The organism is Chelatococcus sp. XZ-Ab1 (assembly GCF_029309855.1).
In the GTDB taxonomy this organism is placed as follows: domain Bacteria; phylum Pseudomonadota; class Alphaproteobacteria; order Rhizobiales; family Beijerinckiaceae; genus Chelatococcus_A; species Chelatococcus_A sambhunathii.
The window spans coordinates 237,246-263,139 of sequence record NZ_JARKII010000001.1 but is presented as its reverse complement, the minus strand read 5'-3'; the positions used below and the strand labels follow the sequence as shown (position 1 = coordinate 263,139).

30 protein-coding genes are annotated in these 25,894 nt (G+C 66.6%); 1 reads left to right on the top strand and 29 read right to left on the bottom strand.

The annotated features are described in order from the left end of the window. Positions 1-40: 40 nt before the first annotated feature. The 27 genes from P2T65_RS01365 to P2T65_RS01235 form a co-directional block, all read right to left on the bottom strand. Positions 41-1,387, bottom strand: a complete 1,347-nt coding sequence (locus tag P2T65_RS01365) for an extracellular solute-binding protein (protein WP_071924094.1) — start codon at positions 1,385-1,387, stop codon at positions 41-43. Between the two features lie 167 nt (positions 1,388-1,554). Then, complete coding sequence (locus P2T65_RS01360; RefSeq protein WP_245280439.1) at positions 1,555-2,070, bottom strand: L-2-amino-thiazoline-4-carboxylic acid hydrolase; 516 nt, start codon at positions 2,068-2,070, stop codon at positions 1,555-1,557. A gap of 11 nt (positions 2,071-2,081) precedes the next feature. Beyond that, positions 2,082-2,789, bottom strand: coding sequence for an ABC transporter ATP-binding protein (locus P2T65_RS01355; protein ID WP_055457604.1), 708 nt, complete (start codon positions 2,787-2,789; stop codon positions 2,082-2,084). A 4-nt stretch (positions 2,790-2,793) separates the two neighbouring features. Then, positions 2,794-3,549: an ABC transporter ATP-binding protein gene (locus tag P2T65_RS01350; protein ID WP_276199062.1), complete on the bottom strand. Its 756-nt coding sequence runs from the start codon at positions 3,547-3,549 to the stop codon at positions 2,794-2,796. Beyond that, the gene (locus P2T65_RS01345; protein ID WP_055457909.1) at positions 3,546-4,559 is read right to left on the bottom strand and encodes a branched-chain amino acid ABC transporter permease; all 1,014 of its coding nucleotides are present in this window, start codon (positions 4,557-4,559) and stop codon (positions 3,546-3,548) included. The genes P2T65_RS01350 and P2T65_RS01345 overlap by 4 nt, the downstream gene beginning before the upstream one ends. Then, the gene (locus P2T65_RS01340) at positions 4,552-5,538 is read right to left on the bottom strand and encodes a branched-chain amino acid ABC transporter permease (protein ID WP_245316218.1); all 987 of its coding nucleotides are present in this window, start codon (positions 5,536-5,538) and stop codon (positions 4,552-4,554) included. Before P2T65_RS01340 ends, P2T65_RS01345 begins: the two co-directional genes overlap by 8 nt. Positions 5,539-5,662: 124 nt before the next feature. After that, the gene (locus tag P2T65_RS01335; RefSeq protein ID WP_055457606.1) at positions 5,663-6,781 is read right to left on the bottom strand and encodes an ABC transporter substrate-binding protein; all 1,119 of its coding nucleotides are present in this window, start codon (positions 6,779-6,781) and stop codon (positions 5,663-5,665) included. Between the two features lie 32 nt (positions 6,782-6,813). Then, a complete protein-coding gene (locus P2T65_RS01330; RefSeq protein ID WP_055457607.1) occupies positions 6,814-7,311 on the bottom strand; it encodes an L-2-amino-thiazoline-4-carboxylic acid hydrolase in 498 nt (165 codons plus the stop codon). A 32-nt stretch (positions 7,312-7,343) separates the two neighbouring features. Beyond that, on the bottom strand, positions 7,344-8,630 hold the full coding sequence (locus P2T65_RS01325) for an FAD-dependent oxidoreductase (protein ID WP_276199181.1): 1,287 nt from the start codon (positions 8,628-8,630) through the stop codon (positions 7,344-7,346). Between the two features lie 230 nt (positions 8,631-8,860). After that, positions 8,861-9,643, bottom strand: a complete 783-nt coding sequence (locus tag P2T65_RS01320) for an outer membrane protein (protein ID WP_063190019.1) — start codon at positions 9,641-9,643, stop codon at positions 8,861-8,863. A gap of 780 nt (positions 9,644-10,423) precedes the next feature. Continuing rightward, complete coding sequence (locus tag P2T65_RS01315; RefSeq protein ID WP_276199061.1) at positions 10,424-11,335, bottom strand: hypothetical protein; 912 nt, start codon at positions 11,333-11,335, stop codon at positions 10,424-10,426. A 423-nt stretch (positions 11,336-11,758) separates the two neighbouring features. Further along, on the bottom strand, positions 11,759-12,070 hold the full coding sequence (locus tag P2T65_RS01310) for a hypothetical protein (RefSeq protein WP_276199060.1): 312 nt from the start codon (positions 12,068-12,070) through the stop codon (positions 11,759-11,761). Beyond that, positions 12,067-12,273: a hypothetical protein gene (locus P2T65_RS01305; protein WP_276199059.1), complete on the bottom strand. Its 207-nt coding sequence runs from the start codon at positions 12,271-12,273 to the stop codon at positions 12,067-12,069. The genes P2T65_RS01310 and P2T65_RS01305 overlap by 4 nt, the downstream gene beginning before the upstream one ends. A 4-nt stretch (positions 12,274-12,277) precedes the next feature. Beyond that, the gene (locus P2T65_RS01300) at positions 12,278-12,652 is read right to left on the bottom strand and encodes a hypothetical protein (protein WP_276199058.1); all 375 of its coding nucleotides are present in this window, start codon (positions 12,650-12,652) and stop codon (positions 12,278-12,280) included. Position 12,653: 1 nt separating this feature from the next. After that, positions 12,654-13,157, bottom strand: a complete 504-nt coding sequence (locus P2T65_RS01295; protein ID WP_276199057.1) for a lysozyme — start codon at positions 13,155-13,157, stop codon at positions 12,654-12,656. A 2-nt stretch (positions 13,158-13,159) separates the two neighbouring features. After that, positions 13,160-13,378: a hypothetical protein gene (locus P2T65_RS01290; RefSeq protein WP_276199056.1), complete on the bottom strand. Its 219-nt coding sequence runs from the start codon at positions 13,376-13,378 to the stop codon at positions 13,160-13,162. Between the two features lie 127 nt (positions 13,379-13,505). Next, entirely contained in the window at positions 13,506-14,021 is a 516-nt protein-coding gene (locus P2T65_RS01285) for a hypothetical protein (protein WP_276199055.1), read from the bottom strand. Positions 14,022-14,042: 21 nt separating this feature from the next. Further along, complete coding sequence (locus P2T65_RS01280) at positions 14,043-15,083, bottom strand: acyltransferase (protein ID WP_276199054.1); 1,041 nt, start codon at positions 15,081-15,083, stop codon at positions 14,043-14,045. A gap of 60 nt (positions 15,084-15,143) precedes the next feature. Next, positions 15,144-15,680 (bottom strand): hypothetical protein, encoded by a 537-nt coding sequence (locus P2T65_RS01275; protein WP_276199053.1) that lies wholly within the window; start codon positions 15,678-15,680, stop codon positions 15,144-15,146. Positions 15,681-15,689: 9 nt separating this feature from the next. Next, positions 15,690-16,601: a phage tail protein gene (locus P2T65_RS01270; RefSeq protein ID WP_276199052.1), complete on the bottom strand. Its 912-nt coding sequence runs from the start codon at positions 16,599-16,601 to the stop codon at positions 15,690-15,692. Between the two features lie 60 nt (positions 16,602-16,661). Continuing rightward, a complete protein-coding gene (locus tag P2T65_RS01265; protein ID WP_276199051.1) occupies positions 16,662-17,654 on the bottom strand; it encodes a hypothetical protein in 993 nt (330 codons plus the stop codon). Positions 17,655-17,660: 6 nt separating this feature from the next. Then, positions 17,661-18,356, bottom strand: a complete 696-nt coding sequence (locus P2T65_RS01260) for a hypothetical protein (RefSeq protein WP_276199050.1) — start codon at positions 18,354-18,356, stop codon at positions 17,661-17,663. A gap of 12 nt (positions 18,357-18,368) precedes the next feature. Beyond that, positions 18,369-19,496 carry a baseplate J/gp47 family protein gene (locus P2T65_RS01255; protein WP_276199049.1) on the bottom strand — a complete coding sequence of 376 codons (1,128 nt, stop codon included), beginning with the start codon at positions 19,494-19,496 and terminating at the stop codon, positions 18,369-18,371. Next, positions 19,493-20,032: a phage GP46 family protein gene (locus P2T65_RS01250; protein ID WP_276199048.1), complete on the bottom strand. Its 540-nt coding sequence runs from the start codon at positions 20,030-20,032 to the stop codon at positions 19,493-19,495. Before P2T65_RS01250 ends, P2T65_RS01255 begins: the two co-directional genes overlap by 4 nt. Before the next feature lie 12 nt (positions 20,033-20,044). Further along, complete coding sequence (locus tag P2T65_RS01245) at positions 20,045-20,581, bottom strand: phage baseplate assembly protein V (protein WP_276199047.1); 537 nt, start codon at positions 20,579-20,581, stop codon at positions 20,045-20,047. Beyond that, a complete protein-coding gene (locus P2T65_RS01240) occupies positions 20,574-21,638 on the bottom strand; it encodes a phage baseplate assembly protein (protein WP_276199046.1) in 1,065 nt (354 codons plus the stop codon). Before P2T65_RS01240 ends, P2T65_RS01245 begins: the two co-directional genes overlap by 8 nt. Positions 21,639-21,650: 12 nt before the next feature. Beyond that, positions 21,651-22,853 carry a DNA circularization N-terminal domain-containing protein gene (locus P2T65_RS01235; protein WP_276199045.1) on the bottom strand — a complete coding sequence of 401 codons (1,203 nt, stop codon included), beginning with the start codon at positions 22,851-22,853 and terminating at the stop codon, positions 21,651-21,653. A gap of 300 nt (positions 22,854-23,153) precedes the next feature. On the opposite strand from P2T65_RS01235, the gene P2T65_RS01230 reads away from it, so the two are divergent. Further along, on the top strand, positions 23,154-23,477 hold the full coding sequence (locus P2T65_RS01230; RefSeq protein WP_141659714.1) for a hypothetical protein: 324 nt from the start codon (positions 23,154-23,156) through the stop codon (positions 23,475-23,477). Here P2T65_RS01230 and P2T65_RS01225 read toward each other — a convergent pair. Both P2T65_RS01225 and P2T65_RS01220 read right to left on the bottom strand, forming a co-directional pair. Next, positions 23,474-25,456 carry a phage tail tape measure protein gene (locus tag P2T65_RS01225; protein ID WP_055460636.1) on the bottom strand — a complete coding sequence of 661 codons (1,983 nt, stop codon included), beginning with the start codon at positions 25,454-25,456 and terminating at the stop codon, positions 23,474-23,476. The two genes, P2T65_RS01230 and P2T65_RS01225, sit on opposite strands and share 4 nt — an antisense overlap. 71 nt (positions 25,457-25,527) lie before the next feature. Further along, a complete protein-coding gene (locus tag P2T65_RS01220) occupies positions 25,528-25,893 on the bottom strand; it encodes a hypothetical protein (protein WP_055460635.1) in 366 nt (121 codons plus the stop codon). Between the last annotated feature and the right edge of the window lies 1 nt (position 25,894).

Here is a 25,894-nt window from a genome sequence, read left to right as displayed (position 1 = left end):
GCCGCGGCGCCGGAAAGGCGCCGCGGCCGTTCAGATGGCCTCAGAGGAGGCTCTTGCCCGCGTAGGTCTTCTCGAAGCGGCGCAGCACGGCGTTGGAGCGCTCGGCGGCCTCGTTCAGCGCTTCCTCGACGCCGACCTTGCCGGCGAAGATGCCCTGCAGCGCGTCCGTCACCTCCTTGCGGATCTGCATGAAGCCACCGAGGCGGATGCCGCGGGTGATCGGCGTCGTCGGCGTATAGGTCAGGCTCTCGATGGCGAGCTCGCGGCCCTTATAGGGCGCCTTGTCATAGAAACCCTTGGCCTTCATGGCCTCGAAGCCGGAGTTCGTCACCGGGATGTAGCCGGTGACCGTCGACCACCACTCAGCCGATTCCGGCGTGCCGATGAACTTGAGGAAAGCAGCGGCCCCCTTGTATTCCGGCTCCGACTTGCCGGCGAGGACCCACAACGAGGCGCCGCCGACGAGCGAGTTCCTGCGCTCGGTGCCCTTCCACACCGGCAGCATGGCAACGTCCCACCTCATGTCGGGAGCGGCCGTCTTGCCGATGGTGCCGTGGTCCGCGATCGAGGTCTGGATCATCTGGCAGGCGCCGGAGGCGAAGGACGGCACGATGTCCATGCCCGCCTCCTTCGTGCGCACCACGAAGACCCCTTCGTCCGCCATGCGCTTGAAGAACTTCACATGGTCGACGAACTTCGTCTTGTTGAACACGACTTCGGCGTCGAGCCCGTCATAGCCGTTGTTCTTGGTGGCGATCGGCTCGCCGTGGATGGCCGAGAACTGCTCCAGGATCTGCCAAGTGTCGAAGTTGAAGCCGAGCGGGCACTCGTAGCCGGCCTTCTTCAGTTCGCGCGCCACCTCTTCCACCTCCTCCCAAGTGGAGGGAGCCTTGTCGCGGCCGATCCTGGCGAAGGCGTCCCTGTTCCAGTAGAGCATCGCCGTCGAAGAATTGTAGGGGAAAGACAGAAGCTCGCCCTTCGCCGTCGCGTAGTAATTGGCGATGCCGGAGAAGTAGTCGTCCCACTTCACCTCGTAGCCGTTGTCCGCCATCAGCTTGCGCGCCGGCACATAGGCGCCGGAGAGCATAAGGTCGAGCGTGCCGCCGTCATAGACCTGCACGACGGTTGGCTGCTTGCCGGCGCGGTAGGCGGCGATGGCGTTCTGCACGGCGTTGGGATAGCCGCCCTGGCCGACGCAGACGGCCTCGAATTCCTGCTGCGAATCGTTGAAACGCTTGCAGGTTTCCTGCACGCGCTCGCCGAGGTCGCCCGTGAGGCCATACCAGAACTCGAACCGGGCGCGCTCGGCGGCGGCCGGTGAAACGGCGAATGCGGCGACGAGCGCACCCGCGGCCGCAGCCATCTGCAGCTTGCTGACGAAGGACATTCCGCAACTCCCTGATGCTGGCGGGCCAGGCGGCCGGCCCTCATGCCGAGAGGTTGCTACGCCCTGTGTCTGACAGTTTTATTTCATTTCCACAGCGCTTAACTCAGCCGGCAAAGCGAACGACTGTCATTATTCTGTCAGGCGACGCGGCGGGAGGTCGACATCTCTCAGCCTTCGGCCTTTTCGTATGTATAGCGGAAATCGCAGTGGCTCGCGCCCTGCATGATGGTCTGCGAACGGGCGAGCTTGAGCCTGTCGTCATAGCCCTCGCAGAAGGTGCCGTCCCGCTGGCACGACAGCAGGTGGCCGATCTCACCGAGGCCCATCTGCCGGTACATCTCCGCATAGCGGCAGCGGGTGACGTTGAAGGCGAAGGTCGTCTCGGTCTTCTCGATCACGTCGATCTCGAGCGCGTTCTCCATGGTCCACAGCGGCTGCAGCGCGGCAAAACCCTCGATGGAGGTCTCGCCGTTCTGCATGGCGGCGAATCGCGCGCCCTGCTCGATGGAGGAGCGGCGCACAGCATCGGCCACCGCCTTCTGCGCCACCGCGACGCCGTGGCTCTCCTTCAGCGTCTCGTAGACATGCTTGAGGATCTCCGCCTCGATGCGCCGGCGCTCGATCATCGGCATCGGCGGGGCGGCCGCCGTCTCCTTGGCTGTCGTATCCTTGGCTGAAGCCATCATCCTCTCCTCTATCCGGCGACGTGGCCGCCGAGATAGGCCTCGACGATGCGCGGATCGTTAGCGAGTTCGGCCGCAGGCCCGGCAAGGACGACGCGCCCCCCTTCCATCACCGCGGCCCTGTCGGCGACCCTGAGCGCCCCGCGCGCATTTTGCTCGACGATCAGGATCGACACGCCCTGCTCGCGGATCCGCGCGACGAGATCGAAGATAAGCTTGACGAGCTTGGGCGCAAGGCCGAGCGACGGCTCGTCCAGAAGCAGCACCCTGGGGCTGCGCATGAGGGCGCGGGCGATGCACAGCATCTGCTGCTCGCCGCCCGAGAGCGACCCCGCCGCCTGCCCCATGCGCTCGCCGAGGATGGGGAAGAGCGGCAGCACCTCGTCGATGCGGGCAAGGCCCTGCGGGCCGCCGCCGAGGACGAGGTTCTCGCGCACGCTCATGGTGGCGAAGATCTGCCGCCCCTCGGGCGCCTGGCAGAGGCCGCGCGCCACGATGGTGTGCGAGGGCGCGTTTGTAATGTCCTCGCCGGCGAGCGTGATAGTGCCGCCCCTGACGCGGTAGATGCCCGAGAGCGCGCGCATCAGCGTCGTCTTGCCGACGCCGTTGGCGCCCAGCATGGCGACGATCTCGCCTTCGCCGAGGTCGATGTCGATGCCGTGCAGGATCTCCTGCACGCCCATGGAGACGTGGAGGTCGCGGACTTCGAGAAGCGCCATGGCCCTATTCCTCCACGCCGAGATAGGCCTCGAGCACGGCCGCGTCCTTGCGCACCACCTCCGGCGCGGCATCGGCGATCTTGCGGCCGCTGGCGAGCACCACCACCCGCTCGCAGATGCCCATGACGAGGCCCATGTCGTGCTCCACGAGGAGCACGGTCATGCCGTCGCCGTGCAGGCGCTTGATGAAGGCCGCGAGTTCGCGCGTCTCGGTGTCGTTGAGACCGGCCGCCGGCTCGTCGAGGATGATGAGCTCCGGCTCCATGGCGAGCGCGCGGGCGATCTCGAGATATTTGCGCCGGCCATAGGAGATGTTGGCCGCGAGCTCTCCGGCGAGGCCTTGCAGGCCCACCTGCTCGAGCGCTGCCCAGGCGCGCCGCGAGATGGCCTCGCTCCGCGCCTTGCCGCCGAACACTGCCCCCGCCGCATTGACGCCGAGCATCCCTGCCGCCCCGACAGAGACGTTGTCGAAGACGCTCATGTTCGGGAAGATGCGGAGGTTCTGGAAGGTGCGGCCGATGCCGAGCCGGGCGATACGGAAGGGCTTCTGGCCGTCGATGCGCCGGCCCTTGAAATGCACCTCGCCCGCCGACAGCGGCGTGAAACCCGAGATGAGGTTGAACAGCGTCGTCTTGCCGGCACCGTTCGGGCCGATGACGCCGACGAGTTCGCCCTTGGCGACCGTGGTCGAGACGCCGTCGACCGCGGTGAGGCCGCCGAAGCGGCGCGTCGCGCCGTTGATGGTGAGAAGCGTCGTCATCGCCAGCCCACCTCCGAGCCCGCCTTCGTGCCTTCGCCGCGCCAGGCGCCGCCGAGCTGACGGCGCACGAGGTCGAGCGCCGAGACCTCGCCGATAATGCCCTTGGGCATCAGCAGGATGGAGAAGAACAGCACGCCGCCGACGATGATGTTGCGGAAGTCGCCGACCGGCCTGAGCACCTCCGGCAGGAGGATGAGGACGAGCGCCCCGATGACCGCCCCCGGCAGGCTGCCGAGCCCGCCCACCACCACCATCGCCAGGATGAGGATCGATTGCGGGAAGGAGAAATCGGCCGGCGAGATATAGCCGGCCGTGTGCGCCCACAGCGCCCCGGCAATGCCGGCGAAGAAGCCGGAAACGGCAAAGCTCTCGATCTTCAGCCGCACGGTGTCGAGGCCCATCGCATCCGCGCACTGGTCGTCCTCGCGCAGCGAGCGCAGCGCGTTGCCGTAGTAGGAGTGCGACAGGCGATGGATCACCCACAGCGAGGCGAGCGTAACGACGGCCACGACGAAATAGGCCGAAGCCGGCCGCGACAGGTCGTAGCCGAAGAGCGTGAGGCCGCTGGTGACGAGGATGCCGTTCGGCCCCTTCGTCACCGGCACCCAGTTGAGCATGACGAGATAGAGCATCTGCCCGATGCCGAGCGTCGCCACGGCGAAATAGATCGACACCAGCCGCATGGTCGGCAGCGCCACGAGGACGGCGACGAAGGCGGCGCCGAGCCCGGCGAGTGGCAGGGTCCAGCCGAAGGAGAGCCCGGCCTCCGTGGTAAGCAGCGCCGCCGTATAGGCGCCCACGCCGTAGAAGGCGGCATGGCCGAGTTGCAGGAGCCCCGCAACGCCGGTGACGAGGTGCATGGAGGCCGCGAGCAGCACGAAGATCAGCGCGAGATTGGCCACCTGGTAGAGATAGCTGCGGTCGAAGGCGCCGAGCACCGCCGGCACGACCCCGAGGACGAGGACGAGCACGGCCGCGACGACGAGAAGGGGGCGCAGACGGTCAGACACGGTCGCGAGCTCCGCCAAAGATGCCGCGCGGGAAGAAGATGAGCGTCACGATGAGGAAGCCGTAGGCCACCATGTCGGCCCAGACGGAGGGCACGAAGATGGTCGCGATGCTCTCGCTGAAGCCGAGGATGAGCGCGCAGATGACAGCGCCGGGGATGGACGAGAGCCCGCCCATGACCATGGCGACGAAGGCCTTGATGCCGGGGATGAAGCCCATGCTCGGGAAGATGGCCCCGTAGTAGAGCCCGACGAGGATGCCGGCCGCCGCCCCCATCATGGAGCCTACGGCAAAGGTCCAGATGATGGTGCGGTCGGTGTTGATGCCAACATATTTGGCACCGAGCGGATTGCTCGACACGGCGCGGATCGAGAGCCCGACATTGGTGCGCTTGAGGACATATTGCAGCCCGCCCAGCATCAGCGCCGCCACCACGAAGATGATGACGTCGCCCGAGACGATGGTGATCGGCCCGAGGCTGATCGGGCTGTTGAGCAGCCGGTCGAGCGGCACGGTCTGGAATTGCGAGCCGAAGCCGATCTCGACCGCCTCGCGCACGACGATGGACACCGCGAGCGACGACATCAGCGTCGCCTCGCGCATGGCGCGCGACTTGAGCGAGGCCTCGTCGCTGAAGCGCCGGAACGGCTTGAACGCTATGCGCTCCAGCCCGACGCCCGCGAGCGCCCCCACCGCCACCACGAGGAGCAGCACGACGATGAGCGGCGGCGCGAAGGCGGAGATGACCACGAGCCCGGTAAAGGCGCCGATCGTGTAAACCTCGCCGTGGGCGAAGTTGACGACGTTGAGCACGCCGAAGATCAGCGTGAAGCCGATGGCCATCAGGGCATAGACCATGCCGAGGGAGAGGCCGATGGCGAGTTGCTGCAGGTAATAATCCATCGCGACCGGGAGGTTGGGGCCGAAAAAGCCGCTGAACTCACGCCAATCGTCGTCGAGATCGACGCTCTCCAGCGTCATGGCCGGGCTCGCCCCGGCCATCCGCGCCTTTGACGCTGCGATCGTCTGAGGCGTGGATGCCAGCGACGGGCGCGGGCATGACGGCTGTGGACCGGACCGCCTCACCGGCGGCCCGCAGCTGCGTTCAGTCGGCGACTGCGACGAACTGGCCACCCTTGACGACGGCCTTGGTCAGCTTCTTGGCCGGCTCGCGGTGGGCATCGAAGGTGGTGTCGCCGGTCACGCCGGGGAAGTCCTTGGTTGCGGCGAGCGCATCGCGCACCTTCTCGCGCGTCGGCTCCGGCCAGGCCTTCTCGAGCGCGGCGAGCATGATGTTGACGGCATCATAGGCCTGGGCCGGGAACTGGCCAGGCTCCGCCTGGCCTGTCTTCTCCTTCCAGGCCGCGACGAATTCCTGCACCTGCGGCGCCGGGTTCGACGGCAGGAAGGTCGCCGTCAGATGCATACCCTCCGCGTCGGCACCGGCGAGCTCGATGAGCTTCTGGTTGTAGGCGGCCGAGGTGGAATAGACCGGGATGGTGAGGCCGAGCTGCTTCATCTGCTTGAGGAACTGCGCCCCATCCTCGTAGAAGAAGCCGGTGTAGATCGCGTCCGGCTTCTCGCGCGCGATCTTGGTGATGATCGGGCGGAAGTCGGCCAGCCCGCGGTTGAAGAACTCGCTGAATACCACCTCGCCACCCTTCTTCTTCACCTCGTCGGCGAAGTTGGAGACGACGGTCTGGCCCCAGTCGGTCTGCTCGGCGATGACGGCAATCTTCTTGAAGCCCTGATCGACCATCCAGTCGGCATTATAGGGCCCTTCCTGCGCCTGGGTGGTGATGTTGCGGAACTGCCATTCCGAGATCTTGGCATAATCCGGATGCGAGGCCGTCTGCGACAGCTGCGGCATGCCGGCACTCTTGTAGACCTGGGCCGAGGCCATGGACACGCCGGAGGTGAAGTCGCCCAGCACGCCGACGATCTCCTTGTCGTCGACGAACTTGCGCGCGATGGCGATGCCTTCCTTGGCGTCCGACCGCGAGTCCTCGAAGACGATCTCCACCTTGAAGGGCCTGCCGGAGGCATTGAACTTGGCGAGCGCAATCTCGGCCGCGTTCTTGAAGTCCTGGCCGTATTGCGCCGTATTGCCCGTGAGCGGCAGCTGGTAGCCGATCTTGACGACCGGCTGCTGCGCGAGTGCCGCCCCGCCCGAGACGGCGAGCGCGGCAAGCCCCGCGCCGATCAAAAGATTACGTCTGTTCATCTCAGTCACTCTCCCCGATTGTCTTCGGCGCCTCAGGCCGCCGTGCCCGGCAGGACCCTGAGACGGCAGCAGCCGCTCTCGCCCGGCTTCCATGTCTCGCCGGCGAAGGTGAAGCCGGCCGCGGTGAACAGGCCCGTGTCGATGGCGCCCGCCATGCGGCACAGCTTGCGCACGTCCTCATCGGAGCGGCCCATCTCCTGCCAGGCTTCCTTCAGTGGGCAGCGGTGGAAGTAGATCTCCAGCTCCTCGCCGTCGCAGCGGCGTACCTCGGGCGAGAACATGCGCTCGCCCTCGATGATCCCGCCGAGGAAAGCGTCCTTCAGCCCGTTGAGGTCGCCCGGGCCGTAGTCCTTGAAATTGCGCCCCATGTCCTCGCCCATGCGGCGGGTCGCCTTCATGCCGAGCTCGAGCGCCTTCTCCTCGCCCAGCTCCTCGCGCAGCGTGTCGAACATGTAGGCATAGGCCGCCGCGCGCATGGCGAAGGCCCGGCGCAGGAGGTTGATGGTGTTGTCATCGGCTTTGTCCGCCATATCGTCCTCTTCCACTGCAGCCTCAAACCGATTCAAGCGATCTCGCGGGCATCGCGCCAGCGATAAAGAACGAGGTTGAGCGGCGCGAGGCGCCGCAGCAACCCGTGCGCCGGCAGGGGCCGCGGCTCGCTGAACGGCAAAGCAACTTCCGCGCCATCGACGGCGCGCGCCAGTTCGCGGCCGATGCTGAGCGACAGCGCCACCGCCCGGCCGTTGCAGCCAGCCCAGGCATAGGCGTCCGGCCCGAGGCGATGGAAGCGCGGGAAATAGTCGGTCGTCATGCCGATATAGCCGTTCCACACATGGCTGAAACGCACCTCGCCGATCTGTGGGAAGATGCGCTTGAGCCGCTCGCCGATGCGCCGCCTGAGCCGCTCCGCGCCGTTGACCGGAGCGATGAGCGCCCCTCCGGTCACGAGCCGGTGGCGTGCGTCGTAGCGCATGAACCAGAGGTCGCCGTGGGTGTCCGACACGGCCTGCCGGCCGGGAATGATCGAGGCCCGCAGATTGTCGCCGAGGGGCTCGGTGGCCATCTGCCACGACAGCACCGGCACCACCTCCTGCGCGATGGCAGGCGCGAGTTCTGTGGCGAATTCCCCGGTATAGGCATTGGTGGCGAGCACCAGCGCCTTGGCCCGCACCTCACCGTGCGGCGTCGCGACGCGCCAGCCGCCGCCCTCGCGGGCGAAGGAAAGGGCCGGCGTGCCGGCGAAGATGCTCACGCCCTTCGCCGCCACGGCGCGTGCGAGGCCGCGCGCGAGCGCCAGGGGATTGATGTGCCCGCCGCTGCGGTTCCAGAAGCCGCCGTGCCAGGCCTCGGAGCCGGTCATCTGACGCACGCGCTCCCGGTCGAGCAACTCGACCGGCGCCCCGTAGCGACTCCACTGCGCGACGCGCGCCTCGGCAATCTTCATGCGCCCCGGCGTATGCACCGGCTGGATCCAGCCGGTCTGTTCCGCCTCCGCCGGGATATCGAGGCGACGCACCAGGTCGAACAGCACGGACGCGCTGTCGCGCAATAAGGCGACGAAGCGCTCGCCGTCAGCGCCGTGCCTTGCGACAATGTCGTCGGGGTTCGGGCGCGTCAGGGTGGGAATGACCTGGCCGTTGTTGCGGCCCGAGGCGCCCCAGCCCGGAGCGGCAGCCTCGAGGAGCACGACGCGCTTGCCATCCTTGGCGAGATGGAGCGCCGTCGACAAGCCGGTGAAGCCGCCACCGATGACGACGACATCGCCGGTGGCCACACCCGCAAGCGACGGGTAATCGTCTCCCGGAGGCGTTACGTCCGCCCACAGCGACGGCGGCCAGGCCGACTTCATATGCTCCACTGCCCCCTCCGATCCCACCACGGGCGACAGCCCGAAGCGTCTCAAAAACGTAACTTATTGATTATTTCGCGACAGTCGCAAGCCCCCAATTCCACAGCAGACAGGATAATATCCATAATTCCCGCATAAGAACGGGCATTTTCCGGCCGGCGGCAAATGAAAACGGCCGCCTGCGCAGTGCGCAGACGGCCGTGATGCCGCCTCGGAGAGGACCCGATCGATCAGAACTTGTAATTGAGACCGGCGCGGACGACGCTGAACTGCGTGTCGCTCTTGACCGTGAGGGTGTCGCCGGCGAGCGCCGGGTCCGTTCCCGTGTAGCCGAGCCGCGTGTTCTTGTCGCCGAGATCGACGTAGAGATATTCGCCGCGCAGGGTCAGGTTGTTCGTGATGGCATATTCGAGACCCGCACCGAGCGTCCAGCCCCACTGCGTGTGGTTGCCGCGGCCGGACCAGGAATCCTCGCCGATATCGTCCGCCACCGTCATACGATGCTTGACCTGGCCATAGGCGAGACCGCCGGTGGCATAGACGAGGAGACGCTCGGTCGGGGTGAAGCCGACGCGCGCGCGCACGGTGCCGTACCAGTCCACCGTCGCCTTGGCGAAGACGGAGCCGCCGTCACCTTCGAAGTCGGCCACCACGCCGCTGATGCGACGGTTGACATTGAGATAGTTGAAGTCGGCTTCGGCGCCGAGGACGAATTGGCCAATCTGGTAATTGTAGCCGATCTGCGCACCGCCGGTGAAGCCGCCACTGTCCGACTCGCGCAGGCCGAGGGCCGCGCCGACGTTGATGGACTGGAACGTATCCTCGTCGCGGACGTGCAGAGAGCCATGCTCCCAGGCGCCGCCGACATTCACACCGGCGTAGAAGCCGGTCCAGGTGAAGATCGGCCCGACGGGCACGACCGGAGCCATCTGCCGGGATGGCAGATCGGCAGCGAGAACCGGGCCGGCGACGGCGAGCGCCAGGATTGAAATCGAAGTGCGAAGTGCACGCATCAGTACCCCCAGTGTAAGAGTAGCGACACCTTACTCACTGTGGGTAATCAATCAATTAATATAGGCACAATGTGCCTCGAAAACAGGCGCAACGGAAGAATTTTAGATAAAATTCCGTAAAAATTGGCAAACAGCTCCCCCGACAGCCGACGTGAGGGAGCGCAGGCGCATGTAATGCTGCACAACAGCTGCTCGCTGTCATGCGGCTAAAAGCGAGACGGAGCGTTTTCCAAATGGCCGCAGGACGCAATGGCCGCTTGCTGGGGGGCTCACTTGCTGAATTTGGTGGCGCTCCCAAGGGGAGTTTACTTAGCGCGCTACATCAACGACTTGCCGGAAAAGTGGGACGAAATTCGTCCGTTGATTTTCCACGGCTTTTTACCCCTGGTGTCCCACTAAAATGACCCGCTTTGAGCGCCGCGGCCGTCTCGTCGCGATCATGATGCTCGTCCTGCTGATCCTCGCTATGGTGGTGGCAAACTGGTAGGAGCCGCCGCCCGCTTTCCCGACCGCGACGAGCGAGGTGAGCGTCTCAGGTTCGACAAGGACGTCGAGCGGTTCTGCCGCGGGCAGCGGCTTACGCTCGCGCCGCGGCACCACCAAGTACACCATGATGGGAAATGGTGGATCGTCTACTGCTTCGCCGAGCCGGAGCACGCCGAGCGGTTCCGACGGGCCTTTCACGGCGAGCCGTTCGACCCGAAGGACCGCGGCAAGGGCACGAACTGGATGAAGTGGCGGCGACCGACCTGAAAGAGAGGAGCCACCCTTTGAGGAAATTCAGCTATGAGGCACTTTAATCATTGCCGCCCCCATATGGTTCTCCACAATCTTGGCGGCCCCCGAAACCCCGAAACTATGCATATAGCAGTGGTGAACCGTTAAAACTGCGTCTTGAAGATCCTTATCGTCTTCCAACTTCTCAATTTTGAGGCCGAGCGAAATGCATTCATCGATGTGAATATGCCTACTATGGGCTTTGTGCGTATCGATATCCGACAGGGCGTCGACAGCTGCATCTGCCAAAGCTCCCGGATTCGCCTCCCCTGACAGCATGTTCTCTCGAAGATTTTTGCGAACGAAATCCTTTGCCCAATCCACTGCCTGCTCGCATTGCCCGATAAAAGTCGGATTATACTTGCTGAGCACAAACTGCCAAATGTTCAACATATCTGCGTTATTCTGGATATCAGCCAGAGCGCGCTGTATTTCCTTCTTGACCGCGGCAGCGGGCAGACCAGAAATCTGCGGATCAATCGGGCCCAAATTGGAGTGCTTAGCCATCACTATTGAGCGGCAGGAACATGCCAGCATCGTTCCGGCGGACATCGCAATCTGTGGAACGATTGCGCGAATATCTTTGCCAAAGATCCGATACAGATAATCGACCAAAGACTCAGCCGCCGCTATGCCGCCACCTGGCGTGTGCAGGATAAGATCAAGGCCCCGATCCTTCGGGACCTTGTGGATCGCCATCATAAACGCATTCTTATCTTCATCGTTTATGTCAGCACCCGGGATTCCTGGGTTCGTGAGCCAGCCCGAATAATACGCTATCGTGGGCCGACCTGTGAGCAGCGAGAGCTTTCGAAGGTATTTACGACGTACAGCGTCGACAGGACTAATATGCTTCTTGTGACGCTTTACGTCTTCTGCCTGGATTTCGTCCAGAACCTGCGTCCAGTTGGGCATGGCCGATCTCGTCGCGAATCATCACATCGCCGAGATCGTAAACTGTCCGCATTATAAAATGTCTAGGCTGATGCAGAGGCTCAAATCGGGGAGCGCTCGGATCAGGCGTGACCATGCCGGCGTCAACCAGCAACTGGAACTGCTGTGACAACGTCGCCATTTTAACCCTCCCTGTTTTGAGATGTAACTAACTCATTAATGAATGGTTTCCAACGCCGCAAATTCCGAATGCACTATTTGCGGCTGCAACCAAGCCTTCAGCGCGGAAAAGAGCCCCGCCCGGCCGGGGCCGAGCGGGGCAAGTCAGGCAACAAGCAGAGTGGCGCTGGGAGCCACTCGGCATCCGGAGTAATCCGGATCTCTCAAGGCGCACCGCGCCGATTCGTCATGGGCAGGATGCCGGCCGAAGCTGGCGCGAGGCCGTCACGGCTGGCCGGTGCGCGGCGCGTTGCTGATGATCCATTTCAGGTTGGTGTTGATCTCGCGCAGGCTCGCCTTCACCTCCCCCATGTCCCGGGTGAGAATTTCGAGCTTGGCGTCAGCGCGGTCGCGGACGGTCGAAATCTCCTTCTTCAGTTCCCGGTCCGCGTCCTCGAGCTTGGCGATCGCTTCGGTATGGCGCTTGTCGTTGTTCTCGATCTGCGACCACCCATAGGCGAGCCCTGCGATCAGTGCGGCAATCTGGATGAGCCCCAGGAGCGTGTTCAGGTTCCTGCCCTCCAGCCATTTGCTCACGGCGCGCCCTCCCCTGCGGCGTCGACGGCCTCCACCGCGGCCCGGCGCCGCGGCTCGCACATGCGCAGGGCGGCCCGGTCGCGTCCCCACAGCGACACCACCTCCTGCTGCGAGAGGCGCCGGTCGGGCACCGCCACTGGCTCGGGGCATGGTTCCCGTGCCGCTGCCGGCACCTGCGGCCGCACGAACGCGGTCTTGATCACCGGCCTATCGGGCGCCGTTGAGCAGGCGGCTACGATCGCGGTCGAGGCCGCAAGCATCAGCATTCGGGAGAGCCGCATTCATCTTCTCCAGGTCGTCGAGCTCGGCGTTGAGGCGGGCAATCTCGGCAGCCGTCCGGACCTCGATCTGGGCGACGCGCGTCGCCTGCTCGGCCTTGACGCGCTCCACAGCGGCGTTGGCCTTTTCGATCTCCGCGCGCCAATGGGCATCGCGCTCGGCGCGGGCGGCATCGGCGGCGCGCTGTTCCATGCGGTCGATGGCGGCCATGCCGCACCAGAAACTGAGGGAGGCGAGCAGGAGGAGCCCGAGGACGATGAGGCCGGCGACGAGCGGCCGCGACAACTTGAGGGCGGCGAGCATGTCATAGCCCCGCCAGGCACAACTCGAGCTCACCGATGCGGTTGGCATCGCCGTATTCGCGGCGCCGCTTCAGCCCCTCGATGATCTTGCCGCCGGCACGATTGAACCGAGTCATTGCGTAGCAGGCTCCGCGCATGTCGCCTGTTGCAATCAGGCGCGCCGCCGTCGAGTTGCAGGCCGCGCCGACGCCGACGTTGTAGGAGAGGTCGAGCATGGAAGCCTGCACACTGACCGGTGCGGCGTCGAATTCGCGGATGCACTTCTGTAGGGGCCGCCGGAAGTCGTACTCGAGCCGCGTGTAGAGCTTGCGCAGACACTCCTCATCGGTGTAGCGGTCGCCGGGCTTTACGCCCTTCGTCTCGCCGAAACAGACGGTCCAAACCTTTCCGAGGCGGTCGTAGTAGGCAAGGTTCTCATTTCCCTCCCAGGGCGCGGTCATGAACGTCGCGGTCAGCGCCACGAGGCCGAGTCCGGACGCCAAGGCGGTTTTCGCTCGCCTGCTCATAGTCATTCTCCTGATACGGATTTCTGGGCGACGAGGCGGGCGACGAAAGCCGCCGCCGTGACGAGGAGCGACAGGCCCGCGAAGAGGCCGGGCGGGATCGGCATGACGCCGCCGATCAGCGGCAGCGCCACCTCGAGGCCGGAAAGGAGGCCGCCCAGAATGAGCAGCCGGATGCTCCAGGCGCGCTGCAGCACGACGCGCCAGTTGTCGACAAGGCGCATGTCAGAACCCCATCAATTGGCGTCCGAAGATCGCGGGGCCGGCCGGGTCACCCCCATGCATCGGGCGGTGGGCGCAGGCGGCGAGGGCAGCCGCGAGCACGGCGGCGAGAATGAGCCGGGCCATCGATCACGCCAGCGCGACGGCGAGGCCGCCCCACAGGGCGCCCGTCAGCAGCTCGGCGACGATGATCGGATTGGACGGCCGCAGCCGCCATGCGATCTCATAGGCGCCGGTCGCGAGCGCCGAGAAGGCGAGCGCCGCCGCGACGCCGAGCAGAAGCTCCCCGGTGATGGCCGCCGCGAGCATCAGCCCCGGCAGGGCGAAGAGGTGCCGCAGGCCGAGCGCGACATGCACATTCCCAGCCGCCATTTCGATGAGCACCGCCTCGAGGCTCGACGCCGGGCGATCCGGCGCGAAGCGGCCGAGCCCGATGAGGTGCCCCCACGGACCGACGGCCCAAACGAAAAAGGCGGCCCCGAAGGCCGCCCCGAACGAGATGCCGCCGAATATGGCGGCGATGACGCCGATCAGCGGCGCCGTGTAGTAGAGCGCCCGGCCGCCGAGCCAGGCGGGCATCCATCTGTCGTCGCCGCGCGCGCGATTGAGCGCGGCGCAGGCAAGCGCCGTCACAACGAGATCCATATCGATGTCCTTGGAAGGGCGTCAGGCCGTGCGCGGTGAGCGCCGTTGCATGGCCCTGACACACGCCGAGCCGAGCCTGATCGCGGGTCGTTCGATCAGCAGGTAGGTAACGCAGGACACGAGAACTGAGGCCACGGCCCCAACCACGAACACGAGCAGCGGATCGGAGACATAGGCTCGCGTCTGGATGATCACGCCGAAGTGCACCAGGTAGACGCTATAGCTCACGGTGCCGACGAGAAGCACGACAGGATTGAGCAGAAGCGCCCGGACGACCAACGCCTCGCCCCTGCCGAATATGATGACAACGCCGGTGGCGAGGATCGCGACCATGTGCGGCATCCCGACCCCGAAGGTGGCATGCACCGCGAGAAGCAACACGGCAAAGCCTACGGCCGCTGTCGCGACCAGGTTGCTCGTCGGTGGGAAGTGCCTGCGCACCAGATAGGCGGCCACGCCGACGGCAAACGGGAAGGCATGGGCGAGCGGGCTGTGGAAGAACAGCTCGCGGTCCATCCCGGCGAGACGGGCCGCCGCATAGAGCGGGTGCGCCGAGAGAAAAGCGACGGTGAGCATGGCGAGGCAATGCAGAGGCCCGCGCGACGCAATCGCGAGCATGACGGGCACAAGCAGATACCAGAAGGCCTCGACGGGAATAGTCCACTCGATGCTGATGATCCTGTTCCCGAACTCCGGCCACAGCCAATCGATCAGCGCGAAATGGACCGCGAGGTTCTCGGCGGAAGCGCCCCAGGGGATGCCATAGGCAAGGAGCGCCGCGTAGTACGGCGGCAGGAGCCGGAATAGGCGCTTGACGAGATACTGCCCCGTCGTCGCCGACGCCGCGAGGGAGTGGCTGACGCTGAAGCCGCTGATGACGAAAAAGGCCTGCACGCCCATCGCGCCGAGGACCGTGAGGCGTTCTCCGATCGCCCCGAAGGACAACAGCCCTGCACCACCGGAGTGGATAAGAACCACGCCGAGCGCCGCATAGGCCCTCATGCCCGTCACGAAATCGGTGTCACCGTAGCGGCGCATCAGCGCCGCCGCAGCACTTCTCATGTCCCAGCCCCATGTCCCCGCCACTGAGATACCGGGAGCGCGACGAAGAAGGCAAGTGCGCTACAGCAACGCGGCCTCTCGAAATGCCTGGTCGATGTCGGCCGAGGCCAAGCCGAAGGCTGGCCCGAGCAGGTCGAACAGATGGTGCGACCGCTGGAACGTCGTCGCGTCCTCGTATTCGATCAGGGCGTGGGAGCGATCAGGTTCGTCCAACGTGGCTATGGCCGCCCGGATCGCGGCGTCGTCGTGCCCCGCATTGAGCATCCAGAGCCGGAGCTGCCGACGCGCGATCTCCGGGATCGGGGGCGGCGGCGCGTCTGGCGACAAGCCCAGCGCCGACGGGTCACCCAGTTCCTCGATGACGACGGGTCGCCCTCCTTGATCCCACCAGATCTCGTCGCGGTGGTCGGGCACGATGCTCCATTCGGCACCACCCCAGACCGCGGCCTGCTTGTCTTCCAGCGCAGGAGGAGGATCCGCCACCGCATTGCCGGGCACCAAGAATGCGTCGGGGTTACGCGGATCGACGTCCGTCGGACCCAGTTCGCAGGCGCCGACGAATTCGCGCGTGCGATAGTCGAAGCAGTAGACCAGCATCGATGCACCTCAGCGGAACCGGATGACAACCATGTACGCGACGTTCCTGGGTCGCGTTTCCGTGCCGCCCGTGGAACCGACGTTGAAGGGCCCGCCGCCCGTTTGGCGGAGGACGGTCGCGCCAGTCCCGCCGCCGGTCGAGCCTTCGTAGCCGGCAATGGGATGGACGTGAGACTGGATCGCAAATCCTTGGGACGTGCCGGCCCCACGACCGCTGTCGACGCCTCGACCATCGTCCCAGCCGCGCATGAACTCGCCGCGTAGATCGGGAATGCGGAACGTCGTCGACCCGTCCCCGGAGGAGAACGAGCCCTGATTGTTCGACGACCAGTTGGCCTCGGTCACCAGCAACCCCGACGACTGGGCATGGGCCCACAGCTCGGGATAGGAGGCGCGACTGAGAAGGGCGCCATTTGCCTTCAGTTCATTGTCGCGCAGCGTCGTGCGCGTCACGGGGTAGATGTCACCAACGCCCCTGTCGAGGGCATAGAGCCACTCACCAATGGCGATGATCACCTCTTTCAGGTTGATCTTGTCGGAGAACCAGTTCGGATCGTCCCAGCCGACGTCCTCGGGACGCACGCTGCCGCCGAGCCAGTTCTCCCACACCCCGGCGCCGGTGCGCCGACGGTGGCCGATGATCAGTGCCGTCCCGCCTTCGAGCAGCGAGGCCCGCTGCAGCAGGGTCTCGCTCGTCGGGTCGAGGATGACCTCGACGGCCCACCGGTTTCCCGCGCCGGCAACCGGCGCATTCGTCCCGGTCGTGACGAAATGCGTGCCGGGCGCGAGCAGCGCGTTGAAGTCCGTCCCGTCCGGCTGCTCGAAAACGCGGGCGTCGGTGACGAATTTCAGGAGCGTCTCAGCCGTCCAGTTGATGGCCTGCTGGTCGCGCGAGCCCGCGATCAGGTCGGCGAGAAGCACCTCGGGAAGCGTCGGGCGCTGATCGATGCGAACGCGTTGCTCGAGAGTCATCTTCCATCCTCACGCTGCGAGATTGAAATCGAGGTAGCCGCTGCTGGTTGCGAAAGTCGCGTCGGACCGCCAATCGGTGCGCACGCGCCCCGAGGCCACGTAACGAGAGACCGAGATCTGATCGATGGCGTTCGCAATGTGATCCATCCCGGCGGCCGGCGACGCATCCGCCTGCACGGCCCCCGTCACCACCTGCATCTGCGGCGTGCGCGACCAGTTGACGTCCTGCGTGGCGGAGAACGCGAGCGTCCCGAGCCCGAGATTGGCCGGCGTGCCCGACTTGCGCGCCGTGAGGAACAGGCGGTTGAGGTTCGCCAGCGCGGTCACGGTCGGCACGTTGGACGGATTGGTCGACACGCGCGCCAGCAGCGCGTCGTCATAGGCGCTGTCGAAGAACGCGTGGCTCTCGGCGAGGGTGGCCGGGTTGTAGCCGGCATCCGCCAGGTCGCGCAGCACGAGGCGCCCGTTGGGGAACGACGCTGCCGGCGTCGCGAGGCCCGTGCCGCTGGCGTGCCAGCGCAGGTGATAGACCTTGTTCGCCGAGGTGGCGAAGGTGCGGCTGCCCTCCGCGAAGGTGGAGAGGTCGATGCGAAACACGCCGCGCCAGATGATGACGTCGATCGCGCCGACGAGGACCTGCCCTGTCGAGCTCGTGATGCTCACACGCCCGCCCGCCCCTGGCGTCACCACCTCGGGGTATAGCAGCATGTTGGCGCGCGCGTCGCTCTTCGTCACGGCGTCGATGTCCGACGTCGCGGCCTGGATCGCCTTGAGCAGCATGTCGTCGTCGGCATTGTCGACGCTCACGCCCATGCCGACGATCGCCCGGCGGATCTGCGCCAGGATGCCGTTGAGGAAGTCGGCCGTGATGCGCGTGCCGTCCTGTTGGCTCGGCGAGGTACAGGGCTTGAACCAGCTGTCGTTCTCGCCGAAGACCCGCGTGTCGCCGGGGCGCGTCGTCACGGCATTGATGGCCGAGGCCGGCCCGAGAAGATCGGTCATGGATGGTCACTCCGCAACGAAGAGGCGGCCGTCCTCGTCGACGAGGTGCGTCTCGTCATCCGCCATCAGGTAGATCGGCGGCGGGATGAGGATGTACTCGACGGCGAGATGGGCGTGGATGACACGATCCAGCACGCATTGCAGGGGCGAGATGTCCGGATCGCAGGCAAGGGAGCCGTCGGCGACGAGGGCGTCCGCGAAGGGCGCCGTCTCGATGCCGCCGGCGTAGGCGTCCGACGCGCCGAGGTCGACGCGAATGACGATGGTGTTGAGCGGCGGCCCGCCGGCCGCCTCGGCGCAATCGGCCGCGGCACAGTCGGCGGTGTCGCCGCAGGCATCGGTCGCGTCGGCGCAGTCGATGACCCAGCCGGCGCGGGCCGCGACCGAAACGAGATGCTCGCACCGCGCTCCGCCCTGGGCCGCCACCTTGGCGCAGAGGTCGGGATAGGGGTCGCATTCATCCGGCAGGCCGTATTCGGCCATCCAGAGGTCGCGGGTCTCCGACTGCGTCGCGCACCAGAACTCGAGGCGCAACGCGCAGAGCCGCCGGCAGGCAAAGGCGAACACGTCGCAGACGGCCGCCCAATAGCGATAGAGCGTCGTCCCCGGCCCCGGGCCGCCCTCGTGCGTGCCCCAGGCGCGACCGCGCGGCAGCAGCGCCAGCGCCTGCGGGATGAGGTCGTCTTTGCTCGGGCAGAACATCGGCGCCTCGCATCAGGTAAAGGCCACGGCGCCGAGCACCGGATATTCCCCGGGCACGAGGCCGATGTCGCCGGCCGGCGCCGCGATGCTGTGCCGCTCCTCGCCGCTGGCATTGGCCACCGCCTGCCAGATCCACGAGCGGCTGAAGGTTGCGGAAGCGGCAAGGTAGGGCATGGAAGGGCTCAGCACGTCGATGCCCGCCACCCTGCCCTGCCGGCGGAAGGCGGCCTTGAGCTCGGCGAGCACCGCCTCCTGCACGGCCGTCGTCGCGGGCACGAGCCCGTCGATGGTCACGTCGATGACGCGGGGCACCGGCGCCACCACCGTGACGACGGCCCCGGCCGGCGCGAGCACGTCGATGTGCTCGGCCACGCGCTGAACGTTGGCCGCATCGGGCACGCCGCTCTCGAAAAGGTCGTGCATCAGCGGGAAGACGCGCACCGTGCCCGGCCCCGACCAGCGCCGCTCCACGAAAACGCCCGTGACGCCCGGCACCTCGCCGGCCCACATCACATAGTCCGCCGCCGAGCCGCCTTGCGGCACGTTGCGCTTGCGGAAGAGGATGCGCCCGCGGAAGGTGCCGAGGTCCGACGTGAACGGGTCGCCGTCCTTCTCGACATCCGCGCCCCCGACAACGCCGGCGGCGCCCACCTCGATCGTCGCCGCCCCGATGAGGCCGGACACGGCCGAAAGCGTGGTGCCCGGCAGCGTCATCGTCGCCTTGCCCGTGCCTGTCGAGGCGATGTCGAGCGTCAGCGTCCCGGCCGACGGCAGGCTGCCGCCGGCCACGACACGGAACTGCACCCCGTCGCCCCGGCGCAGGATGGCGCCCGGATCGACCGTCAATGCCGCAGGTGCGGTGAACACGGCCTGTCCCTGCGATGGCGTCGCCGGTCGGCGGGCAAGCCCCAGCTCGGCACCATGCATGTCGAGGTTTTCGCCCTCCGCCGTCAGCGCGAATTTCTGTTTCGCGATGTAGTCGGCGAATCCGAACACCTCGTGCGTCAACCCGCCCATGACCTTGGCGGACGGGCCGATGTTGTTGGGCCACAGCCAGGCATCCGAGCCGGGCAGAGCCCCGCGGAAGGCACGGCGCGCCCGCTCGACGAGATCGGGGAGTGAGGGGATGGCGAAGGTCATCTCAGCATCTGGCTCCAGACGATCTCGAAGCGCCGGTCGTAGATTTTCTGGCCGTCGGCCCCGTAGAGCCGCACCATCAGGTCGAGCCGGTTGTCCGGCGCCCGGGCGCTCGCCTCCACGTCGATGCGCGAGGCAGCGCCCTGACGCAGGAGCGGCATGAGCGCCTCCTCGGCCATGGCCTTGGCCCAGCGCGGCACATCCTCGGTAAGCGCCGCCCGCTCCAGCAGCCACAGCAGGGAGCCCAGCGGCTCCTCGCCGAGGTCGGCGCGCACGTCGACGCCGTCGCCCCACCAGCCGCGGGGGTCGGCGTCGGCATATTTCCGCAGCGGGTGGTCATCGCGCACCCGCCGGTCGGTGAAGAGCGCCAGCACCACCGCCGTCTCCAGCGCCGAGCGGGCACGAAGGCCGCCGACGTTGAGCGCTTCGCCATCGGCCAAGGCCCAGTCGGCCTGGTGCGTCGCGCCGTCCCAGACGCTGTCCCACAACAGGAAAGGTTGCGCCTCCTGCCCTTCGGCAGTGCGGATGAGGATGTCCATGACCGTTCCTGATCAGGCCGCGGGCTGCCCGGTGTTCCCCGTGCCCGGCTGCACGTTGGTGTGAACGTGGGTCTCGCCGATGTTGCGGCCGTTGTGCCGCAGGGCCGGCGACTGGATGTCCGTGCCGCCGGCGGAAATGGTCATCTGCGAACCGCCCGCCTCGAGGATGATCTCGGGCGCGCTCACGACGACCTTCTGCGCGTGCACGACGCGGACCTCTTGCTCGACCAGCGAGACGATGCTGCCGAACTGGTCATAGATGGCCGTCGCCCCACCCGGCAGGCCGCGCGGCCGATAGGCCTCGTGCTCCACGCCGATGACCATCGCCCGGTCGGACCGGCCGCCGAGCGAGATGAGGACGCCGACGGAATCGGCCGGCGGGTTCGACGTGAAGCCATAGGGCTGCACCCGCGGCACCTTCCGCGGGCTGTCGCCCTTGAGCCCGGCGAGGCCCATCATCTGCTGTCCGCCGCTGTCGTCGAGCGAGACGAGCTTCGCCCGGCGGATCATGGCGCGCACCGCGTCGTCGAGGTGATAGACGTCACTCATCGGTCGCCTCGTCGTCGCTCTGCTCCCACGCGTCGCCGGACTTGTTGCCCTTGTTCTTCTTCCCTCCGTAGGAGCGCGGGTCGACGAGACCGAGCTTGGCCTCGCTGCCGCCTACGCCGTCCTGCACGAAGTCGACGGTCTCGATGAGCATTTCCTGCCGGATCTGCAGGAACTCGCTTTCGGTCCACACAAGCCAGCCCGGCCGCCAGATGGCGCCTCGCTCATCGCGAAAACCCTGAACAGTGACGGTCGCCGACAGGGCCCTACCCGCCGCCTTGTCGCGCCGGTTCCGCGCCGTCTTGCGGGCCCGGGCCGGCGTGGTGTCGTCCTGCTCCACGATGATGACGGGGCGATAGCGGCCGACGCCGGCATCACGGGCGATGGCCTCCACCTCGAGGCTGTCCGGTCCGCTGCCGACGGCGCGCTGCCCCTTCACGACATACTTGCTGTGGCGGTTGGACCAGTTGTGGTCGGCTTCGCCGCTCTTGAGGTTCTGCCCCTCGACGATGCCGCCGGCATGGCGCTTGCTGCCGGCCTTCGGCATGCGGATGCTGCCGTCGGCCTCGCCCATCAGGGTGTAGCCCTGCTGCCGGGCCATCTTCTCCACGGCCCGGAACACGGATTCGCCCGGCGTGATCTGGTAGTCGATCGGCTCCATCTCGCCGTCGGCGGCGAAGGTGACGCCGAAGGGCGCCCCGAGCTCGTTCGCGATCTCCACCGGCGTCTTCTGTTCGAAGCTACCCGTGTCGTGCTCCGCCGAGGAATCGATGATGTCGGCCGACTTAGACCGGCCCTCGATCGCGACGCGCGCGTCCTCGGCGTCGATGCGCGGCCGGTAGCGGTCGACATGGCCGACGAGCAGCAGGTCGTCATTGGCATAGATGGATACCTTTGCCCCGGCGCGGAACGTCCAGGCCGTCGCCGTGGCCCCCAGTTCGGCCGCCACCTCGAGGCGAAACGACCGCGCCGCCTCCTTCATGGAGGCGCGCACCTGCATGCGCAGGAAGGCTGTGAAGCGTTGCCCGCCGACGACGACGGTGACGATCTCCTCTCCCATGGTCGGCTGGCCTCAATTCCCGAGCGCCTCGAAACGCTCGGGCATGAAGGATGGATGGACGACGCGGTTGCGCCGCACGAGGTCGTCGGCTCGGTTCGGGTCGCCGTACAGCCGCCAGGCGTGCCACAGCGACGGCAGTGCCCGCGGCACCGTGACGGTGACGATGGGCGCAATGTCCGCGATCTGGCGCGACAGCAGGTCGACGGCGCGCCCGCTCATATCCTCGCTGGCGAGGTAGAGCGCGGCATAGGCCGCGCCCGTCATGCCCGCCTGCTCGCGCGCGATGAGTTCGGCGAGCTCCCCGCGCGCCGTGATCGCATCCCGCCGCCCGTCGAACTGCCGGCGGGTGGTGGCCTCGACCATGGCCGCCAGAGCGGCGAGGCGCAGCACGAGGCCCGTGATACTGCGGTTCTGGGCCGCGGCCCGCTCCCCGTCCGTGCGCGCCGGCTCCACGAAGGGACGAATCGCGACGATCTCGCGAAAGGCGCCGACGGCGGCATCGGCCGGCAGGCCGTCGCCCAGGTTCCGCGCGATGGCGAAGATCCGCTCGGCCACCTCCGGCGCCGCGCCGGCCGCCCGGGTGATGAGGGCCGGCGCCTCGTCGTGCAGGGCCGCGATCGCATCGCGCGCCCCGGCGCTCACCTCCGGGTCGACGGGCTGCGACGTGCGCACCACCTCGAGCGTCGCCGCCGCGTCCTGTGCCGCATCGACCGCCGCGGCCACCGCATAGTCGGGCCGCCGGCGCACGTCCGTCAGCTCCGCATAGGCGCCACCGATGATGCCGGCGAGCGCGTCGACCGCGTTGAAGACCTGTTGCGCCAGAAAGGCGACGCTCGCGATGGCAACGGTCGCCCCTTCGCGCACGAAATCGAGTTCGTAGGCGACATAGCCGGCCCGATCCCGCTCGCGCGAGCGGCGAAAGTCGACGCAGCGGGCCGTCAGTGGCCCATGCATGGGCAGGACGAGGACCGCCGGGCCGCGGGCGCGGCTGGCACTTGCGAGCGCCGCTGCCTCCGCATCGGCCGCGTCCGAGGCGAGATAGGCCGTCACCGAGAAAATGGCCGCCTTCTCGCCCAGGTCCTCGTGAAACGGCTCGTCGCGCATGGGAAACTCATGCGTGACGATGCGCCGCCCGCCCCTCTCCTCGTCGACCTCGACCCAGAAGGGCACGCCACGAAACGAGGCGTGGAACAGCGTGCGCGACCAGTCCCTCATCGCTTAGTTGCTCCTCACGACAGAGCGAGCTTCCGAAGGTCTCGCAATAGGCCAGCAGGAAATCGTCGGGGATGCCGTGATCCCCGATCCGGAACGCCAGAACCTCCGCCATTATCGCGTGCTCGGCCGCATTGCGCGGGCGCGACCGCACGATGGTGGCCGCATTTCAAGTCCGCTCCATCGACATGACCGAGGACAGCTTCACGTTCCTTGTCATGGCTTCATCAGATGCGCCCCCTGGGTGGCTTGCCGACCGGCCATCCTCGTCTAATCTCCCCCTTTCCAACCGGGGGATTGACCATGAAGCTCAACTTTCGCGGCACTTTTCCACTTTTCCTACTGATCGTTTTCAACGCGGGAGCGATCTTTTTCCTTACGGGTGAAAGCTTCTCTGTTTGGAGCTACAGAGGTCGCGAGGCCGGCACCTTTTCTATGGCAGAAGCCGCGTATCTCGGCGCTCAATGGTCTAGGATTACCGCAGGCTGGGCGGCAGTCGCCGCGATCAACATCATGATCGGCCTTGGCGTAATTATTCAGCGGCTGCGAGATCTCGGCCATGTACTTGCCGACACTTCGAAACAGCAGATCGATGCCACACGAGCAATCGCAGGAAATGGCGGTTAGCCGCCCGCATCCGGCGACGACAAGCCCGTTGAGCCCGGCCCGACCGGGCTCATCTGCGGCGAAAGGCGGATGTGCCCGACCTCCTCGCGGATGACCTGCCGCACCTGCGCCCGGAAGAGATCGGTGTTGAGCGTAAGCTCGATTTCGTTGACGACGCGCGCATGCCCTTCGAGCTCGGCCTTGATCGGCCCGCCATCGCCGATGAGGGGCACGCCCATCTTCGCGCCGAAGGCGCCGAAGCCCGGTCCCTCCATCGTGCTGGCACCGGAAAGCCCATCCATGCCGGGCCCGGCGCCGATGGCTTTCGCTCCCTTCCAGCCCTTGCCTTGCGCCGAAGCACCGAAGGGCTGCCAGAAGCCGAGGCTCATGCCACGCTGTGCCATCCACACTGCCTGCAAGCGCTCCAGTTCGCGCTGCAGGTCGTAGATGCGGCGGTTCTCCTCCTCCCCCATGGCGGAAGAGAAGGCGGCGAGCCGCTTGTCGCCGAGCGATGAGCGGCCATAGAGCAGCTCATCGAGCATGTCCTCGCGCGCCTTGTCGGACCGCCCCTCCGCACTGCGCCGGCCTTCCCGCAGTGCCGCATCGACGCTGAGCGACTGCTCGTAGGCTTCGACGAGGCCGGCGAGCCCGCGGCTGAAGTCGATGCCCGTCTTGGCGAGGATCCAGGCGTCGAAGGCGGCGCCCTTCTGCGTCTCTTCCTCGATCCACTTCTTCGTGCCGCGTGCGTCTCCCGAAGCGTCGGCATCGGCCGCCGCGATCTGCCGGCGCTTTTCGAGGATGTTCTCGACCTTTTCCAGCCCGCTGCCGAGTTCCTCAATGCTCTCAGCCAGGCCCTGCAGCAGGCTGCCCACACCCATGCTGACGGCCCCGGAACCGACGGCATTGACGAACCGATCCCATGAGTTGGACAGCGTCTGGAGCTTCGCCTGGGTGTCGCCCAGAACCATGTTGAGGTCGCGCTCGACCGTCCCGCTCGCCTGGCCGATGGTGCTGGCGAGCTTCTGCCACTCGCCGCGCATCGACAGGAGCGCTCGCATGCCGCGTGCGAACTCCATGTCGTTGATGACCTTGGGCAACTGCGACAGGTCGCCCTTGATCGCCTTCCACGTCGCTTCCTCGAAGACCTCGATGAGGTTGCGCCCCTCCTTGCGTCCCTTCTTGAGCGCCGCCTCGAGGTTCACGCCCATCTTCGCAAAGCGCTTGCGCGTCTCCTCCGAAGACATCTTCTGGAGGATGTTGTTCATGGAGGTCGCCGCCTCCTCAGCGGAGCCGGCGCCCTTGCGCAGGATCTGCAGCATGGCGACGAGATCGGACAGTCCCTTCGTCCCCTCCATCCCGAGGGCCTTCGCTGCCGGCGCGAGCGACGGCAGGTAGCGGGCCATGTCCTTCAGTTCGAACTGCCCGGCCTTGCCGCCCTCAGCCATGATGTCGAAGGCCTTCTGCATCTCGGTCGCGCCGATCTGCAGGTGGGTGCCGACAGCGTCGGCCGAGCGGGCGATGTCATCCACCTCGGCACCGGCCGCCTGCGCCGTCTTCGCGACGGACGGCAGGATCGCGCGAATCTCCTGCATGGACCGGCCTTGTGCGGCGAGCGCGTCGGCACCGGCCACGATCTGGTCCATGGGCATCGCGAGTTCGCCCGCCATGCGGCGGGCCTCGCCCGTGAACTGCTGCATGTCCTCGCGCGAGGCGTCCGCTGTGATGCCGACGCGGGTCATCCTCCGCTCGAGCTCGGCAAAGCTACGCACGGCACGGGTCGTGCCATAAGCGAGCGCGGCCGGGCCGAGCACGCGACCGGCAGCGATCATCCCTGCGGTCATGGTCCTGGCCGCACGATCGTGCATCGTCATCGAGCGGCTGACGCTCCTCGCCGAGCGGTCGAGGCCGGCGAGCTTGCGCGAGACGGACGCAAAGGCGGCACCGGTGCGGTCCGACGCCGTGATGATGGCGCCGGCCTCGAGCGTGCGGGCCCTCGTCATGGTTCACTTCCCCTTGCGGCGCTTGTGCCAGTCGACGGCCCGGGAGCCCCACGCGCAGATCTCGTCGAGCGTCAGGCGCTGGACGGTCCCGACGTCCCAGCCGAGCCCGAAGACGAGGCTGTCAGCGACGGCGGCGACGCCTCGGGTTCGCGAAAAAAATCGAGGACGGCATCCCTCACCTTGCGCGCATCGGCGAGGCCGAGGAGCCCGAGCGCGTGCACCTTGTCCTGGTCGATCAAGAGGCGCTGCGCATATTCGCGCACGGTCTGGTAGTCGACGTTCCGGAAGTAGATGCCGCTCTTGGCGTAGCCCTCGGCATAGGGCTCGCCGAGGTCCATAAACTCGGCGAAGGTCGGCGCCCGCAGGGCGATCTCGTGCACCTGCTGGTCGTGCCAAAGCACGGGTTCCGCTAGCGCGATGGTGGTCGTCTTGCTCATC

Coding starts and splice junctions, on each gene's coding strand:
- P2T65_RS01300 (WP_276199058.1), bottom strand. CDS start 12,652: ATGCTCGCCGCCCTCAAGTTGTCGCGGCCGCTCGTCGCCGGCCTCATC.
- P2T65_RS01265 (WP_276199051.1), bottom strand. CDS start 17,654: ATGACCGATCTTCTCGGGCCGGCCTCGGCCATCAATGCCGTGACGACG.
- P2T65_RS01240 (WP_276199046.1), bottom strand. CDS start 21,638: ATGGGAGAGGAGATCGTCACCGTCGTCGTCGGCGGGCAACGCTTCACA.
- P2T65_RS01360 (WP_245280439.1), bottom strand. CDS start 2,070: ATGGCTTCAGCCAAGGATACGACAGCCAAGGAGACGGCGGCCGCCCCG.
- P2T65_RS01280 (WP_276199054.1), bottom strand. CDS start 15,083: ATGAGAAGTGCTGCGGCGGCGCTGATGCGCCGCTACGGTGACACCGAT.
- P2T65_RS01325 (WP_276199181.1), bottom strand. CDS start 8,630: ATGAAGTCGGCCTGGCCGCCGTCGCTGTGGGCGGACGTAACGCCTCCG.
- P2T65_RS01220 (WP_055460635.1), bottom strand. CDS start 25,893: ATGAGCAAGACGACCACCATCGCGCTAGCGGAACCCGTGCTTTGGCAC.
- P2T65_RS01365 (WP_071924094.1), bottom strand. CDS start 1,387: ATGTCCTTCGTCAGCAAGCTGCAGATGGCTGCGGCCGCGGGTGCGCTC.
- P2T65_RS01255 (WP_276199049.1), bottom strand. CDS start 19,496: ATGACCTTCGCCATCCCCTCACTCCCCGATCTCGTCGAGCGGGCGCGC.
- P2T65_RS01330 (WP_055457607.1), bottom strand. CDS start 7,311: ATGGCGGACAAAGCCGATGACAACACCATCAACCTCCTGCGCCGGGCC.
- P2T65_RS01275 (WP_276199053.1), bottom strand. CDS start 15,680: ATGCTGGTCTACTGCTTCGACTATCGCACGCGCGAATTCGTCGGCGCC.
- P2T65_RS01335 (WP_055457606.1), bottom strand. CDS start 6,781: ATGAACAGACGTAATCTTTTGATCGGCGCGGGGCTTGCCGCGCTCGCC.
- P2T65_RS01235 (WP_276199045.1), bottom strand. CDS start 22,853: ATGAGGGACTGGTCGCGCACGCTGTTCCACGCCTCGTTTCGTGGCGTG.
- P2T65_RS01290 (WP_276199056.1), bottom strand. CDS start 13,378: ATGCGCCTTGTCGACAACTGGCGCGTCGTGCTGCAGCGCGCCTGGAGC.
- P2T65_RS01355 (WP_055457604.1), bottom strand. CDS start 2,789: ATGGCGCTTCTCGAAGTCCGCGACCTCCACGTCTCCATGGGCGTGCAG.
- P2T65_RS01285 (WP_276199055.1), bottom strand. CDS start 14,021: ATGGATCTCGTTGTGACGGCGCTTGCCTGCGCCGCGCTCAATCGCGCG.
- P2T65_RS01260 (WP_276199050.1), bottom strand. CDS start 18,356: ATGTTCTGCCCGAGCAAAGACGACCTCATCCCGCAGGCGCTGGCGCTG.
- P2T65_RS01225 (WP_055460636.1), bottom strand. CDS start 25,456: ATGACGAGGGCCCGCACGCTCGAGGCCGGCGCCATCATCACGGCGTCG.
- P2T65_RS01250 (WP_276199048.1), bottom strand. CDS start 20,032: ATGGACATCCTCATCCGCACTGCCGAAGGGCAGGAGGCGCAACCTTTC.
- P2T65_RS01340 (WP_245316218.1), bottom strand. CDS start 5,538: ATGACGCTGGAGAGCGTCGATCTCGACGACGATTGGCGTGAGTTCAGC.
- P2T65_RS01230 (WP_141659714.1), top strand. CDS start 23,154: ATGAAGCTCAACTTTCGCGGCACTTTTCCACTTTTCCTACTGATCGTT.
- P2T65_RS01320 (WP_063190019.1), bottom strand. CDS start 9,643: ATGCGTGCACTTCGCACTTCGATTTCAATCCTGGCGCTCGCCGTCGCC.
- P2T65_RS01245 (WP_276199047.1), bottom strand. CDS start 20,581: ATGAGTGACGTCTATCACCTCGACGACGCGGTGCGCGCCATGATCCGC.
- P2T65_RS01295 (WP_276199057.1), bottom strand. CDS start 13,157: ATGAGCAGGCGAGCGAAAACCGCCTTGGCGTCCGGACTCGGCCTCGTG.
- P2T65_RS01350 (WP_276199062.1), bottom strand. CDS start 3,549: ATGACGACGCTTCTCACCATCAACGGCGCGACGCGCCGCTTCGGCGGC.
- P2T65_RS01315 (WP_276199061.1), bottom strand. CDS start 11,335: ATGCCCAACTGGACGCAGGTTCTGGACGAAATCCAGGCAGAAGACGTA.